Origin of the sequence: Altererythrobacter epoxidivorans (genome assembly GCF_001281485.1) — a bacterium.
In the GTDB taxonomy this organism is placed as follows: Bacteria; Pseudomonadota; Alphaproteobacteria; order Sphingomonadales; family Sphingomonadaceae; genus Erythrobacter; species Erythrobacter epoxidivorans.
In genome coordinates, this window is sequence record NZ_CP012669.1 from 234,182 (window position 1) to 248,853 (window position 14,672).

The 14,672-nt window shown below is 63.8% G+C and carries 15 protein-coding genes; 8 read left to right on the forward strand and 7 right to left on the reverse strand.

The annotated features are described in order from the left end of the window. Nucleotides 1-4 precede the first annotated feature (4 nt). Together ubiB and AMC99_RS01190 are read left to right on the forward strand one after the other, a co-directional pair. Complete coding sequence (gene ubiB / locus AMC99_RS01185; RefSeq protein ID WP_083440036.1) at nt 5-1,561, forward strand: 2-polyprenylphenol 6-hydroxylase; 1,557 nt, start codon at nt 5-7, stop codon at nt 1,559-1,561. A 2-nt stretch (nt 1,562-1,563) separates the two neighbouring features. Then, nucleotides 1,564-2,685, forward strand: coding sequence for a hypothetical protein (locus AMC99_RS01190; protein ID WP_061921727.1), 1,122 nt, complete (start codon nt 1,564-1,566; stop codon nt 2,683-2,685). Here AMC99_RS01190 and AMC99_RS01195 read toward each other — a convergent pair. Beyond that, a complete protein-coding gene (locus tag AMC99_RS01195) occupies nt 2,682-3,080 on the reverse strand; it encodes a DUF4345 family protein (RefSeq protein WP_061921730.1) in 399 nt (132 codons plus the stop codon). The genes AMC99_RS01190 and AMC99_RS01195 overlap by 4 nt on opposite strands. Before the next feature lie 236 nt (nt 3,081-3,316). On the opposite strand from AMC99_RS01195, the gene AMC99_RS01200 reads away from it, so the two are divergent. Then, a complete protein-coding gene (locus AMC99_RS01200; RefSeq protein ID WP_061927516.1) occupies nt 3,317-4,993 on the forward strand; it encodes a bifunctional phosphopantothenoylcysteine decarboxylase/phosphopantothenate synthase in 1,677 nt (558 codons plus the stop codon). Continuing rightward, nucleotides 4,986-5,444 (forward strand): dUTP diphosphatase, encoded by a 459-nt coding sequence (gene dut / locus AMC99_RS01205; RefSeq protein WP_061921733.1) that lies wholly within the window; start codon nt 4,986-4,988, stop codon nt 5,442-5,444. The genes AMC99_RS01200 and dut overlap by 8 nt, the downstream gene beginning before the upstream one ends. Before the next feature lie 4 nt (nt 5,445-5,448). On the opposite strand, the gene AMC99_RS01210 is transcribed toward dut, so the two are convergent. Continuing rightward, entirely contained in the window at nt 5,449-6,015 is a 567-nt protein-coding gene (locus AMC99_RS01210; RefSeq protein WP_157058222.1) for a hypothetical protein, read from the reverse strand. 135 nt (nt 6,016-6,150) lie between these two features. On the opposite strand from AMC99_RS01210, the gene AMC99_RS01215 reads away from it, so the two are divergent. Next, nucleotides 6,151-7,179 carry a winged helix-turn-helix domain-containing protein gene (locus AMC99_RS01215; RefSeq protein WP_061921739.1) on the forward strand — a complete coding sequence of 343 codons (1,029 nt, stop codon included), beginning with the start codon at nt 6,151-6,153 and terminating at the stop codon, nt 7,177-7,179. A 74-nt stretch (nt 7,180-7,253) separates the two neighbouring features. Here AMC99_RS01215 and AMC99_RS01220 read toward each other — a convergent pair whose 3' ends face one another. From AMC99_RS01220 to secB, 4 genes are all read right to left on the reverse strand, one after another. Beyond that, nucleotides 7,254-7,937, reverse strand: a complete 684-nt coding sequence (locus AMC99_RS01220; protein ID WP_061921742.1) for a DUF4136 domain-containing protein — start codon at nt 7,935-7,937, stop codon at nt 7,254-7,256. Between the two features lie 170 nt (nt 7,938-8,107). Next, entirely contained in the window at nt 8,108-9,124 is a 1,017-nt protein-coding gene (gene trpS, locus AMC99_RS01225) for a tryptophan--tRNA ligase (protein ID WP_061921744.1), read from the reverse strand. Between the two features lie 5 nt (nt 9,125-9,129). Continuing rightward, nucleotides 9,130-10,734, reverse strand: a complete 1,605-nt coding sequence (gene murJ, locus AMC99_RS01230) for a murein biosynthesis integral membrane protein MurJ (protein WP_061921747.1) — start codon at nt 10,732-10,734, stop codon at nt 9,130-9,132. Nucleotides 10,735-10,759: 25 nt separating this feature from the next. Further along, on the reverse strand, nt 10,760-11,296 hold the full coding sequence (gene secB / locus AMC99_RS01235) for a protein-export chaperone SecB (protein ID WP_061921750.1): 537 nt from the start codon (nt 11,294-11,296) through the stop codon (nt 10,760-10,762). A 251-nt stretch (nt 11,297-11,547) separates the two neighbouring features. Between secB and AMC99_RS01240 the strand changes: the two genes are divergently transcribed. Genes AMC99_RS01240 through AMC99_RS01250 form a run of 3 tightly spaced genes read left to right on the forward strand, consistent with a single transcriptional unit; the run spans nt 11,548 to nt 14,023 of the window. After that, nucleotides 11,548-12,207, forward strand: a complete 660-nt coding sequence (locus tag AMC99_RS01240; protein WP_061921753.1) for a Tim44/TimA family putative adaptor protein — start codon at nt 11,548-11,550, stop codon at nt 12,205-12,207. Between the two features lie 41 nt (nt 12,208-12,248). Next, the gene (gene mltA / locus AMC99_RS01245) at nt 12,249-13,457 is read left to right on the forward strand and encodes a murein transglycosylase A (protein ID WP_157058345.1); all 1,209 of its coding nucleotides are present in this window, start codon (nt 12,249-12,251) and stop codon (nt 13,455-13,457) included. Then, complete coding sequence (locus AMC99_RS01250; RefSeq protein ID WP_061921759.1) at nt 13,454-14,023, forward strand: Smr/MutS family protein; 570 nt, start codon at nt 13,454-13,456, stop codon at nt 14,021-14,023. Before mltA ends, AMC99_RS01250 begins: the two co-directional genes overlap by 4 nt. Here AMC99_RS01250 and AMC99_RS01255 read toward each other — a convergent pair. Next, nucleotides 14,007-14,639 carry a Pr6Pr family membrane protein gene (locus AMC99_RS01255; protein WP_061921762.1) on the reverse strand — a complete coding sequence of 211 codons (633 nt, stop codon included), beginning with the start codon at nt 14,637-14,639 and terminating at the stop codon, nt 14,007-14,009. The two genes, AMC99_RS01250 and AMC99_RS01255, sit on opposite strands and share 17 nt — an antisense overlap. Nucleotides 14,640-14,672 lie beyond the last annotated feature (33 nt).

The window sequence follows — 14,672 nt, forward strand, 5'->3', positions numbered from 1 at the left end:
AGGCTTGACCCGTCCCGCGACGCATATCTGGCGGCTGCTCAAGTGGGGCCGCACCATGGGGCGGCACGGCGCGCTGCGCGGGATCGAACGCGATCCCAATACTCCGCCGCCGGTCAAGCGCATGGCGCGACTGGCGCGTTTAGGCACCTTCCCGCCGCGTGTTCCGGACTATGCCGGGGCTTTCCAGGAAATCGGCCCCGCTGCGATCAAGCTGGGGCAAACGCTCGCGACGCGTCCCGACCTTGTCGGCGAGGATGCTGCACGCAATTTGCTGAGCTTGCAGGACAGCCTGCCGCCCGTTCCCTTCAGCGAGATCGAGGCCGCCATTTCGGCAAGTTTCGACCAGCCGGTCGACACCATGTTTGCCTCGATCGATCCTGACCCCGTCGGAGCTGCGTCGATTGCGCAGGTGCACCGCGCGGTCACGACCGAGGGTCGCCAGGTCGCAGTGAAGGTGCTGCGTCCGGGTATTCGCGAGAAATTCGCTCGCGATATCCAGACCTACGAATGGGCCGCCGCACATGTCGAGGCAATGGGCGGGGAGGCTTCCCGCCTGCGGCCGCGGCTGACCATCGCCAATTTCAAGCGCTGGACCAATCGCGAACTCGACCTGAGGCGCGAGGCGGCCTCCGCTTCCGAACTGGCAGAATCGATGCGCGGCATTGCCGGCTACCGTATTCCCTCGGTCGACTGGGATCGGACGAATGGCCGCGTGATGACCGTCGAATGGGTCGACGGGGTGAAGATCAGCAATACCGAAGAGCTGATCCGGCGCGGTCATGACCTGCCTGAGCTCGCCTCGAGGCTGGTGTTAGCCTTCCTGAACCAGGCGATCAGCGCAGGCTTCTTTCACGCCGACATGCATCAGGGAAACCTGTTCGTCGAAGACGATGGCACGATCGTTGCCATCGATTTCGGCATCATGGGGCGGATCGACCGCCGCGCACGGCAGTGGCTCGCGGAAATTCTCTACGGCCTGACCACCGGCAATTACCGCCGCGTCGCCGAAATCCATTTCGAAGCGCAATATGTGCCGAGCTATCACTCGGTCGACGAATTCGCGACGGCCTTGCGCGCGGTGGGCGAACCGATGCGCGGCAAGCCGGTGAGCGAACTGTCGGTCGGGCAAATGCTCGACAGCCTGTTCGCCATCACCCGCGATTTCGACATGCAGACGCAGCCGCATCTTTTGCTGCTGCAAAAGACGATGGTGATGGTCGAAGGGATCGCGACCCAGCTCAATCCCAAGATCAACATGTGGGACGTCAGCGCACCCTATGTGCGCAGCTGGATTCGCGACGAACTCGGCCCCGAAGCCGCGATTGCCGACCGTATCAGGACGGACACTGAAACCTTGCTGAGGATCCCCGATCTCGTCCGCCGGATCGAGGACCGCTTCCCGCCCAAGGGCGGCGCGCCCGAACCGCCGCCGCTTCCCGACATCGAACTGATGTGGGAACGCCGCCGCGAACCGCGCCGCGGCTGGATCGGCTATGCCGTGTCGGCACTGGCTGGCGCGGGTCTTGCGGCCGCCGCAATGACGCTGGGCTGGATCGGCTAGGCATGGAAGGGGCGACGCGGTTTGCGCGGCTGACCCGCGGCCAGTCTTTCTCCGTACTCGCCGTAACCTTGCTGGCGCTGCTTCTCGCGGCGATACTCTACCAGCCACAGCCGCCTGCGCCGCCGCCGGTCGACCTGGTTGTCGACACACCCGTCGTGACGGAAGTCGCGCCCCCAGTGAACGCTGACGTCGATGCAGGGCGCGACACCGATCTCGCACTTTACGATGCGATCACGGAAAGGGTTGCTAGCGGAGAAAATTATTACGCCGTTGCCGTGGAAGAGCAGCGCGCACGCAATTTCCCAGTCCGCCCCGGTCTCGCCGTTCGCCTCCCGACGCTCGCCCACATCAGCGCCATGCTGGGCCCGACCGGAGTCCTCGTCGCGGCGGCCGTTCTGCTCGTCGTCCTGCTGTGGGCATGGTGGCGCAGGCTTGCCCCGCTGATCGAGCGGACACCCCGGCGGATCATGGCTCTCGGCCTGCTGGGGCTCGGCTTCGCGACCGGGTTCAAGCCGATGTATTTCGTCCTGCACGAGGTCTGGGCGGGCATGCTGCTGGCGCTGGCCCTTGCTCTGCACAGCCCGGGCAAATGGCGCGGTGCATGGGTGGCAGCGGCGCTGGCACTTTCGATCCGCGAGCACGCGCTGCCTTTCGTCCTGCTCATGGGCGCGCTGTCGCTGTGGCGGCGGGACTGGCGCGAATTCGGAGCCTGGAGCGCGCTGGTCGCAGGGTTCCTCATCCTGCTCTGGATCCATGTATCGACGGTCGCGAGCTACACGACAGAGGCCGATCCGCTTTCATCCTCGTGGCTGGCCCTGAGGGGCCTTAACGGCTGGCTCGATGCCATTTCTCTCAACAGCGCGCTTTACAACTTTCCTTCATGGATTGCCGCACCGCTCGTCCTCCTGCCGCTTCTCGGCTGGGCATCCCTGCGCGACCGGCTTGGCTGCGAAGCGACGCTGCTCTTCGTCGGATACGGCGTGTTCTTCATGCTCGCCGGGCGCGAGAACAACTTCTACTGGGGCCTCGTGGTCGTGCCTGCGTGGTTCGTCGGCCTCTACTGGGTGCCCTTTGCCCTGCGCGACCTTGTTTCCGGTGCGCAAGGGAGCGTCGCCAGAACCTAGTCGTCGGCGGGCGTCAGCGCGTGATGCGGAAGCACGCGGCTACCGATCAGTGCCAGTATCAGCGTCACCGATTCCACGATGATCGGCATGAACCAGGCATCGTGCGGACCATCGACGATCAGGGTCGTGACGCGGCCGATGATCGCGATTGCCATCAGGGCAGAGGTGACGAGCAGCGGGTCGCCATTGCGCGCCCAGCCGCCCCAGATGAGGCAGCCGCCCGCGACGACGAAGAACGCGGTCATGTCGGCGCGCATCGATGCGCGGCCAAGATTGCCAATGGGGATCATGCCGAAATCCATCCCCGCGCTGGCCGGATCAATCAGGAAGCCAAGGCCCATCAGCACGAAAAACAGGCCGGCGACGAAGATCAGCGCACGCAGCACGGTTACCATCGGTTATTCTCCCCCAAACATTTGTCGCCTCGATGTTAGCCGGATGTTAGGATCGCGCTAGGTAAAACTTAACCACTAAGGCGCAGGGTTGGCGCGGGCGCGACCTGTCGCTAGGCAGTGCGCGACAATTTTGTGCAATTTTTGGCGATGCAGTCACGGTACGAGGGGAGCACGGCTCAGATCATGCGTATTTCGTTGTCCGCGCAAACGGGGATGACCTCGTGAGCGGCACCGACATGAAGATCCTGCTGGTCGTGGGAGGCGGTATTGCCGCCTACAAGGCCTGCGAACTCGTGCGCCTGATCCGCAAGGGCGGCGGCGACGTAACCTGTGTCGTGACCGAAGGCGGCCAGCAGTTCGTGACGCCGATGGCGCTTGCCGCCCTGTCGGAAAATCCCGTTCATACCACGCTGTGGGACCTCAAGAACGAAGCCGAGATGGGGCATATCCAGCTCAGCCGCGAGGCAGACCTCGTGGTCGTTTGCCCTGCTACCGCCGACCTTTTGGCGAAAATGGCGGCCGGCATTGCCGACGATCTGGCGACCACGCTGATCCTGGCGACCGACAAGCCGGTGATGGCCGTGCCCGCGATGAACGTGCGGATGTGGGAGCATCAGGCCACCCAGCGCAACATCGAATGGCTCAAGCAGGCCGGTGTCGAGGTTCTCGATCCCGACCAGGGCGCGATGGCATGCGGCGAATTCGGTTACGGTCGCCTGCCCGAACCCGAAGCGATCTGGGCCGCGATTGCAGGGCATTTCGGTATCGAAGTCGAACTGCCCGAGGCGGCACCTGCCAAATCCGCACAAGTCGAAGAGATCGAGGCGGTCGAACCCGAAGTCGCTCCGCGCGGCGGCGGCCTTGGCGGCCTGTTGTCCTCGATCATCCCGCGCTCGACGCCCAAGCGTAGCGCAGAAGAAATCGAAGCCGAATATCTCGAGGAAGAGGAGCTTCCCGAGGTCGAGGTGGATGAGGCAGACGCCGCCGAAGAGGTGGAAGAGCCGGTTGCAGAGGACGATGTCGATCCCGATGCAGTGCCGGATCTTGGCGGTCCGCTGATGGCACAGAAGGGCGCAGCCAAGTCCGCTCCACCGACCGATGCAGAAGCGATCAACCACGAAGTCAGCGACAACAAGGACGCGCCCGAGCCTGTGCCCGGCGACGCGCCTGCCGAACCGATCGAAGTGGCCGATGTCGAATCTTCGGCAGAGGACGCGCTGGAAGGTTCGGAATTCAAGGTCGCGAAAGGGCACAAGCCGCTCGAGGGCAAGCATGTCCTCGTCACGGCCGGCCCAACCTGGGAAGCGATCGACCCGGTTCGCTACATCGCCAACCGTTCGTCGGGCAAACAGGGCTTTACCATCGCCGCAGCCGCTGCAGCGCTGGGCGCGAAGGTCACGCTGGTCGCAGGCCCGGTCGCGCTCAAGACGCCCGAAGGTGTCGATCGGATCGACGTCGAAAGCGCGGAAGACATGAACAAGGCGGTGAGGAAGGCAATGCCGGCCGACGCCGCGGTCATGGTCGCTGCTGTCGCCGACTGGCGCCCGAAGGAATACCGCGCCGAAAAGATGAAGAAGCGCGGCTCTGCCCCTCCGGCACTGATCCTCGAAGAAAATCCCGATATCCTGACCAATGTCGCGGCTGGCAAGGATCGCCCGCAACTGGTCGTCGGATTCGCAGCCGAAACCGAGAACGTCCTCGAAAACGCGAAGCAGAAGCGCAAGCGCAAGGCATGCGACTGGGTCGTGGCGAACGATGTTTCGGGCGACGTCATGGGCGGGGACCGCAACAAGGTCACCATCGTGATGAGCGGCGAGATCGAGGAACTCGACGAAATGCCGAAGATCGACGTCGCGATGGCCCTGGTCGAACGGATCGCAGCAGAATTGAACGGAACGAGCGAAGATGCCTGATCGCGTGGGGGTGAAGGTCACCCGCCTGCCGCACGGAGAAGGTCTCGACCTCCCCCACTATGCAACCAGCGGTGCAGCCGGGATGGATGTCGTTTCGGCAGAGGACGTCACGCTGGAACCCGGTGCCCGGTATCCCGTGGCGACGGGTCTCGCGATGGCGATACCCGAAGGCTACGAAATCCAGGTACGGCCGCGTTCGGGTCTGGCGTTCAAGCATGGCATCACCGTTCCCAACACGCCCGGCACGATCGACAGCGATTACCGCGGCGAACTGAAAGTCCTGCTAATCAACCACGGGACCGAGCCGTTCCCGATCCAGCGCGGCGACCGCGTTGCCCAGCTGGTGCTGGCACCGGTAACGCAGGCTGCATGGGAAGAGGTCGACAGCCTCGACGAAACGGAAAGAGGCTCGGGCGGCTTCGGATCGACCGGCGGTCACAAGAAGCTCTAGCGCCTCAGCGATCGACCGCCTGGCCCCATGATGCGGCGAGGTGGAAGCATCCGGCGGCCACGCTCCACATCCCCGCGAAAAAAGCCAGTATGCCCCATTCGACGGCATGGCCCGGCATCATCTGCGTCGCGGCAATGCCGAGTGCGAACTGGGCGGCGGCCATGAACGCCATCAGCCATTTCATCGGGGCAGGGCGAAGCCTGACCAGCGCGCTGACGACTACCGCGAAAATGACGAGCAGGAAGAACCCAGAATTCACGGGCGATCCTTCGTCGCCAATGATGCCGACGGCAGCGTTAGACCAGAATGTCATGAAGCCTGCGAGCGAAGCGATCGCAATGCCGAGCCGCTTGGGCAAGGTCCGGCCCATCCGCACCGCAAGTTCGATCCCGATGCCGAGTGCACCGATCAGGATTGCTGCAAAGATGAAGTCGGTGGCGGTCCAGTTCACCTCGCCGGTGAATTGCATCGCAATGGCGGGCAGGGCGAGGAGGGCGAGCGCCATGCCCCATCCGGCAATACGCCAGCCGTTGAAAAAGGGTGCGCTCGATGGGGGTGCGGTATTTGTCATGCTAGGTTCCTTGGTTCAAAATCGAGCCCTGTTGCTAGGATTGAAGTGCCGCTGCGGCATGAGCAATTTGTGAGGAATGGCTGAAATGCGCGCTCACCCCTTCCTCACGCTGCGTGAACGGTTAGGAAGGTGGGCATGACGCCCGACAGCGAAATCCTGCGCTTCGACCGCTTCCTGATCGACCTTTGCAACCGCCGCCTTGCAGCGGATGGCGAGGATATCGAACTCGGCAGCCGCTATTTTGATGCGCTGGTACTGCTGGCACGGCATCCCGGCGACCTCGTGCCGAAAGACCGCTTCATGGACGAGGTCTGGCGCGGCATCCCCGTCACCGACGAGGCGCTGACGCAGTGCATACGGACACTGCGGCGCGCGTTGGGCGACGATGCGACTGCGCCGCAGTTCATTGCAACCGTGCCCAAGCACGGCTACCGTTTCCTGGCGAAGGTCGAAGGGGCGGAGCCGCTGGTCAAGGAAGGCGATGCGCTCGATCCGCTGGCAGCAGAGGCATCGCGGCTTGCCGGATCGACCACCCTTGGCGGTGTCGCTGCGGGCGTGCTGGGCGGCCTCGCCTATGGCGCTTTGGCGGTGACCGGCGGGGCGGCAGGGCTGGTGACGCTGCTCGTTCTGACGACCGCGCTCGCCGTCCTTGGCGCGGGCGCGATCGGGATCGGCATGGCTGCTGCGTTCCGCTGGCGACCTGCTTCTGCCTGGACCTTGCCGATCGGGGGAATGGTCGGGGGCATGCTGATCGGCGCGCTCGGATCTTCGCTCGGCCTGTCGGGATTGCTTGCCCTTACCGGTACCGCGCCTATCAGGGTCATGGGTCTTTACGAGGGGGCGATGCTGGGGCTTGCCACCGGTCTTGCCTTGCTCCTCGGCAAGGCGATGCTCGGCGGCGGGCTGCGAAGCATCGCGGCGGCGGCTGCCATTGGCGCGTTTACCGGACTGCTCGTCAAGCTGTCGGGCGGCTGGATGTACGGCGATACACTGACCGCGCTGGAAACGAGCTTCCCCGAATCGCAGATCGAAATGGCGCGCGTCGGTGCGATGTTCGGAGAACCCGGCTTCTACATGTTCGCAAGGATGGCTTGCGCGATGCTGGAAGGAGCTGTCTTTACAGCATCGCTCGTTGCGGCGAACGTCTTGGGAACCCGCAAGTAGCGCAAGAAAAAGGGCGACCCCGTTTCCGGAGCCGCCCCTGTTCCCCATCCAAGTGTGGACCGGGTCTGTCTCGCTTAACGACGAGCCTTCTGTTCTTCAGGCTTGATCGTGATGCGAACCGTCTCACCCGAATTGCCCGGGAAGTCGGTGAACATCGCATCGACCAGGTTCGGGATCAGGTACTGCAGGCGGTTGGACGTCGACACGGCCTGGGCCTTGCCTTCGAACAGCCGCTCGCCCGTCGCAGTGCGGTCGATCTTCATGTCGATACCGCTGGTATAGACGGTGTAGCTTTCGACGCCGCGATCGCCAAACCACGGATCATAGAAGCCGTAGCCCCAGTATCCGGCCGGGCGGCGGTAATAGCGCGACCGGTAGAAGGGATCGCGATAGCGGTACCACGGATCCCAGAACGGGTCGCGCATGGACGTCGTGCGCACGCGTTCGCGGCCCTTGTCGATGCCGTAATCGAAACGCACCAGCAAGGTGGCATCTTCAGGCGAGGCCGCCTGCGAATAGCCGAGCTGTTCCATCTCGGCTTCGACAACGTCGGCATACTGAGAGAATTCGAGTCCGCCAGCGAGAGCGGGGTCGTCTGCCACGACGGCAAAGGTCTGACCCTGCGGCGCAGGCAATTGCGACTGGAACCGCGATACGTCCGCCTTGAACGGCGTAGCGCAGGCAGCCAGTCCGGCGAGAAGCAGAGGTGCGCTCACCAGTTTCAGGGCACGGGCCCTGTTTTTCGTTGCGAATTTCATTTTGTCTTACCCTTCGAAAACAACTGACGCGCAAACGCACCGCCCCTCATGCCGGACGCAGGCTGTCATCGATGGGGTGTGTTGTAAAGCAGACGGGCTGAACCGGCTTTGAACGTGCGTTTTAACATATCATATGCCGTTTCAGGCGCTTGGACCCTGAATGATGACGGTTAGCCGCGAACCAGACCGAGCGCCTTGTAGGTGGCATCCAGCGTCGGACCGCCCATTTCGCGCGCCTTGGCCGCGCCGCGGGCAAGGATCGCGTCGAGAGATTCCCGATCGTCGAGCAGCTCGGCAAATCGCGACGAAATCGGGCGCAGGGTTTCCACCAGCACTTCGCCCAGTGCAGGCTTGAACGCGCCGAAGCCCTGTCCGCCAAAATCCCTTAGTACGGATTCGACCGAACCGTCCGTCAGCGCGGCATAGATGGTGACCAGGTTCAGCGCCTCGGGCCGGTCGGCAAGCCCGGCTTCCTCGCCCGGCAGGGGCTCGGGGTCGGTCTTCGCCTTCTTGATCTTCTTCATCACCGTGTCGGGGTCGTCGACCAGTTCGATCCGGCTCATGTCCGAAGGATCGGACTTGCTCATCTTCTTCGACCCGTCGCGCAGGCTCATGATGCGCGCCGCGGCAGGCGGGATGTAGGGCTCGGGCAGGGTGAAGACGGGCGCGTCCTCGGTCGCGAAGTCGTTGTTGAACTTCTGCGCGATGTCGCGCGCCAGTTCGAGATGCTGTTTCTGGTCTTCGCCCACGGGAACGTGCGTCGCCTGGTACAACAGCACGTCGGCGGCCTGCAGCACGGGATAGGTGAACAGCGCGACGCTGGCACCTTCGCGGTTCTTGCCGCTCTTGTCCTTGAACTGCGTCATGCGGTTGAGCCAGCCCATCCGCGCCGTGCCGTTGAGCAGCCACTGCAACTCGGGATGCGCGGGAACCTGGGCCTGGTTGAAGAGGACCGAGCGCGACGGATCGATGCCGCACGCGACCAGCGCAGCGGCCATTTCAAGCGTCGCCCGGCGCAGTTCGGCCGGATCGTGCGGCATGGAAATCGCGTGAAGGTCGGCAAGGAAGAACAGGCACTCGCTGCCCTCTTCCATTTCGTCCTGCATGCGCACCCAGTTGCGGATCGCCCCGAGGTAATTGCCCAGGTGGAGGTTGCCCGTTGGCTGGATGCCGGAAACTACACGCATGAAACCTACGCTTCTTTCTTTCTGGTGAGGGCAGCGATGCGCTGCCTGTCGATGGCGCCCACGGCATAAGCCACGCCGAAATAGACCACTGCCGAACAACCGACCAGCACGAGCAATGCGCCGATGCGCTCGAAGAAGCCGGCAGAGTACCAGCCGGTTAGCAAATCACGGGCGAACCACAAGGCTGCGCCCATTGCTGCCGCAGCCACGAATTGCCGCAGCAGGCGGGCGAAGAGGCTGAGCGGCATGGTGTAATATCCGCGCTTTGCCAGCACGGCATAGAGATAGCCGACGTTGATCCATGCGCCGATGACACTGGCGGCGGCGATGCCCGGCACGCCGTAACCCAGCGGCTCGATCGCAAAGCCCGGCAGGGTAAGGCCGACGTTCCAGATGCAGCTGATCACGAAGACGACCAGCGAAATGAACGCGGCATAGACCGGCGTGCGTGTATCGGACCGGGCATAGAAATTGGGCACCAGCACCTTCACCAGCACATAGGCGGGCAGGCCGAGGACCAGCACGCCGAGCACTGCGCCCGCCGCATTGGCATCTTCCAATGTGAAGCGGCCACCCTGGAAAAGCATGGTGATGAAAGGTGTCGCACAGATGGCGAGGGCAACTGCCGCAGGGATCGTCAGCAGCATCGACAGCTCGATGGCGTCGGACTGGATGCGATCCGCGCCCTCCTTGTTCTTGCCGCCGACGAACCTCGAAAGTGTGGGCAGGATCGCGGTCGACAGGGCGATGCCGATGATGCCCAGCGGCAGCTGGTTCAACCGGTCGGCATAGTTCATGTGACTGACCGAACCGGTCGCCAGCTGGTTGAGGAAATAGAGCTGGACCAGCGTGTTGATCTGGTAGGCTCCGCCGCCGATGGCAGCAGGTAGCGCGATGATCGACAGCCGTTTTACCTCTGGCGTGATGCGCGGCCACAGGATGCGCGGCCGGAATCCTTCGACGCGGGTCCAGATGTAGAGCCACGCAAGCTGCAGCAAGCCCGCGATCGGTACTGCCCATGCAATCGCATAACCGACGTCCTCAACGCTCCACCCGAATGCATCGGCGGCATATTCGCTGCCGAGCAGCGCCGATATCAGCACAAGATTGAGGATGATGGGGAAGCTGGCGCCCGGCGCGAACCGGCTGACCGAATTGAGCATCCCGGTGAACAGGGTCACCAGGCTGATCAGCAGGATGTAGGGGAACATGATCCGCGCAAACGCCACGGAAATGTCGAACTCCACCGGATCGACCGGCTTGTCGGACAAGAGATATATGACCCACGGCATTGCCAGCATCATCACCGCGCACAGGGCGATGAGGACCGGCAGGAATACGCTCAGCACATCGTCGGAGAAGCTGCGCGCATCGTCCAGCCCGCCATCGCCATGCAGGCGCTTGGAGAACATCGGCACGAAGGCGGCCGAAAAGGCGCCTTCCGCAAACAGGCGGCGGAAGACATTGGGAATGATGAACGCCTGGAACCACGCGTCGGTCACCGCATTGGCGCCGAGCACGCGGCTGAAGATCATCTCGCGCGCCATGCCGGCGACGCGGCTCACCATCGTCAGCGAGCCGATCGTCCCGACATGCTTGAGCAGGCTCATCGGCGCTGCCCCCGGATCATGCTGATCAGGCTTCGCCGGCCGGGGGCGTGTCGCCCGCGCCTTCGGCAGCTTCGCCTTCGCGCTTCGCCTGCAGCTGCTGCAGGTAAAGGCCGTTGAAGTCGATCGGGTCGAGCATCATCGGCGGGAAACCGGCATCGCGAACCGCATCTGCCAGCACACGGCGGGCGAAGGGGAACAGCAGGCGCGGAGCTTCTGCGTAAAGGAAGGCGTGCGTCTGGTCTTCACCGAGGTTACGAACACCGACAAGGCCGCAATAGACCAGTTCGACGAGGTAGGACTTGCCCTGGCTGGTCGCTGCGTCGAGATTGATCTTCAGTTCGACTTCGTGAACTTCGTTGTTCACCTGCACGGCGCCGATGTTGAACTGCACGTCGATCTGCGGCTGCTCGGTCCACTGGAAGCAGGTCGGAGCGTTCGGGTTCTCGACCGACATGTCCTTCACATACTGCGTGATGATGCCTGCGCTCGGCGTGGTGTCGGCGCCGTTTGCGGCTGCAGGGTCGAGGTTGAGATCGGTGAGAACGTCGCCTTCTTCGGCCATGATAATTGTCTTTCTCTCGTGAATTACGCTAGTGTCCGCAGTGTGGACGGATTGGTCGCGCGCCTAGCACTGCAACAGCGACCTCGCAACACGGCTGCGAATGTGAAGCGGCCTTGTTGCCCGATTTAACTACCCTGCGCTCCGATTTGCCGCGTCGGGGGTTTGTCCATTTGAATTTAGCCCCTATTTAAGGCACGGAGGGGCATCACAGGTGCGGCACGATGTCGCGCCGCACGACCGGGTAAGAATTAGTGATACTTGAAATCATCATCCTCGCCATGATCGCGGCCTTTCTGGGGCTGAGGCTCTATTCTGTGCTGGGCCAGCGGGCCGAGCACGAGGAAGAGGTGATTCCCAGCCGTTTCGACGCCGGTGACAAGGCCGTGCCGCCCGCTGCCGCGCCCGCAGAAGCGCAGGCCCAGGCACGCGCTCGCATGCCGCGCCTCGAAGGTGCGCTGCCCGCGGTGGAACGCGGTGTTCGCGAAATCGCATCGGTCGATCCCCGGTTCGACATCATCAATTTCATCGATGGCGCCAAAGGTGCCTATGGCATGGTCCTCGAAGCATTCTGGAGCGGCGACAAGGCGACGCTGAAGGAACTGTGCGACGACGACGTCTATGCCAGTTTCAGCGCCGCGATCGACGAACGCGAAGCTGCCGGATACACGCTCGACAACAAGCTCATCCGGATCGAGGAAACGCGGATCCATTCCGCCAGCCTCGATGGCCGCATGGCCCGCGTGGCCGTGCTGTTCGTCGCCGACGTTGCCGCGGTGACGCGCGACAAGGACGGCAATGTCGTCGCCGGTTCGCTCGACGATGCGATCGAAAGCCGCGACATCTGGACATTCTCGCGCAATGTCGATTCTGCCGGTCCAGACTGGGTGCTGGACGAAACCGACGAAGGCTGATCCAGCCTGGCTGATCACTGGTAAGGGAAGGGGAGCGGATGATGCGGCACTGGCCTGGCAAGGGGCTGGCGCTAGCCGCTCTGATCGCGCTTTCCGGTTGCGTACGGCTGGTGCCCGAAAGCACACCGCCACAGACCGCGACGCCGACACAGCCCGCCGTAACGACCGTCAGCAGTGCCAGCTTTGCCGGCATAACCCATGGTCCGAGCGTCGGCGCGCTCGCGCTGTCGCCGGGCGATGCCGGGACCGCGCTCGCCAGCTTCCTCGATTCATGCCCTAAACTGCTGGCTCGCAGCGACCAGAGCGGCCTGACCAATGGCGGCGACTGGAAACCTGCCTGCGATGCCGCGAGATCATGGCCAGTGGGCGATGCGCCCCGCTTCTTCCTGCAGCATTTCGAAACCGCCCGCATCGGTTCTGGCGAGGCATTCGCGACCGGCTATTTCGAGCCGGAGATCAAGGGCTGCCGCATCCGCCAGCCGGGCTGCGAAACGCCGGTCTATGGCATGCCGCCCGAATTGATCAGGGCATGGCACGATGACATTCCCATGGCCGAAAGGACCGGACGCGCGCCGCTCGGCCGTTACGACGCCTCGGGCGGGTTCGTCCCCTATTACGAGCGGGCCGAGATAGAGGATGGCGCATTGGCAGGGCGCGGGCTCGAAATTGCCTACGCCGCCGATCCGGTCGAGCTGTTCTTCCTCCAGATCCAGGGCTCGGGTCGGCTGATCACGCCGCAGGGCGAAGTCATCCGCATCGGCTATGCCGGTCAGAATGGCCGCGAATACGTCGGCATCGGCGGGGTCATGCGCGAACGCGGCCTGCTGGGCGACGGACCCGGCCAGTACTCCGGATCGATGCAGGGAATCATGGCCTATATCCGTGAAAATCCGGTCGAAGGGCGCGAGCTCATGCGGCTCAACAAGAGCTGGATCTTCTTCCGAGAACTGAAGGGCGATGGTCCGCTCGGCGCGCTGGGCGTGCCGGTCAGGCGGGAAAGCTCGGTCGCTGCAGATCCGCGTTTCGTGCCGCTGGGTGCACCCGTTTGGCTGCAGATGGACCGGCAGGAGGCAAACGGCCTCTGGATCGCGCAGGATACCGGAGGCGCCATCAAAGGCGCGAACCGTTTCGACACCTTCTGGGGCGCAGGCGAGGATGCGCGGCGGATCGCTGGCGGCATGAGCGCACGGGGCAATGCGCTTGTTCTGTTGCCAAAGGGTACGGTGGCCCGCCTCCAGTCCACGCGATGAGCGTCCCTCGGGGCCTCAGCGATGAAGAATCGGTTGCGTGGGCGAAGCTCGCCGCGACTGTCACGCCGCTTCCCGGAACCAAGCCGGTTCGCAAGCACGTAATCCCGTCGCCGCCACCCGCGGTACCCAAAACCCCCGCCGCGAAGCCTGCAAAAGGCCCGCTCAAGCCACAGGCACCGCGCAAGGTCCCGCTGCCACCACCGGCGCCGCCGATCCAGGCGGGCGGTCTCGACGGGCACTGGGACAGGCGGATCAAGGGCGGGGCGGTGCAACCCGATTTCACGCTCGACCTGCATGGGCATACGCTCGACCAGGCATATGACCGCCTGATGTCCGGCCTTGACCAGGCGCGGGCAATGGATGCGCGCGTCGTGTTGCTGATCACCGGACGCTCGCGGCCCGTCGATCCTGCCGATCGGGCGGAGCGCCGCGGGGCGATCCGTGCCAAGATTCTCGACTGGCTTGCGGCGAGCAGGCACGCGGATGCGATCGCCGCAATCCGCCGCGCCCATATCCGCCACGGCGGCGAAGGCGCGCTTTACTTGATGCTCAAGCGGCGGCGCTAGGCGCGGCACCATCGCGCCGCCGCCAGACCAGGCTGCGCAGCCCCATCAGCAAGACGCCCATCGCCATGAAGAATGCTGCGAGGCCGACGATATTGGCGATCAGCTGCGGCCATCCGAGCACCGATTTGTCGATGAAGAAATAGGCGTAGAAGCCGGACAATTCGCCATATCCCAGGGCAAAAACGGTGTAGAGCACCGGCGCTATCATCACGAACGGCACCCGCCGCGGCTGGAAGCCGTCCTTGCGAGTTACCACCATCCACCAGCCGATAACCGATGCCGGTATCAGCGTGTGGAATGACAGGTTGGTCCACCAGTCGAGGCCCACCGGATGGTGATCTGCCGCCAGAAGCGCGTGATAGACCAGCGCCACAACGCTCAGCGCCGTGGCGAGCGCCAACAGCACACGCCGGTCGACGCCCCTTCCGGTCGCGACCCAGGCCATGATCGCTCCCGCGGAAAAATTGCTCCAGATCGTAAAGAAGCGGAACAGCATGACGAATGCCGTCAATGGCGAGCCGTCATTGATCGAAACCTGAACCGCGAAGGTCGCTGCAGCGAGGATAGCGATCAGGCCTGCGACCATGCGGGCGGGGAAGGAGAAAGCGGTGCTCATGCACGCGCCATAACGCGCGCGGTGATGCGCGGA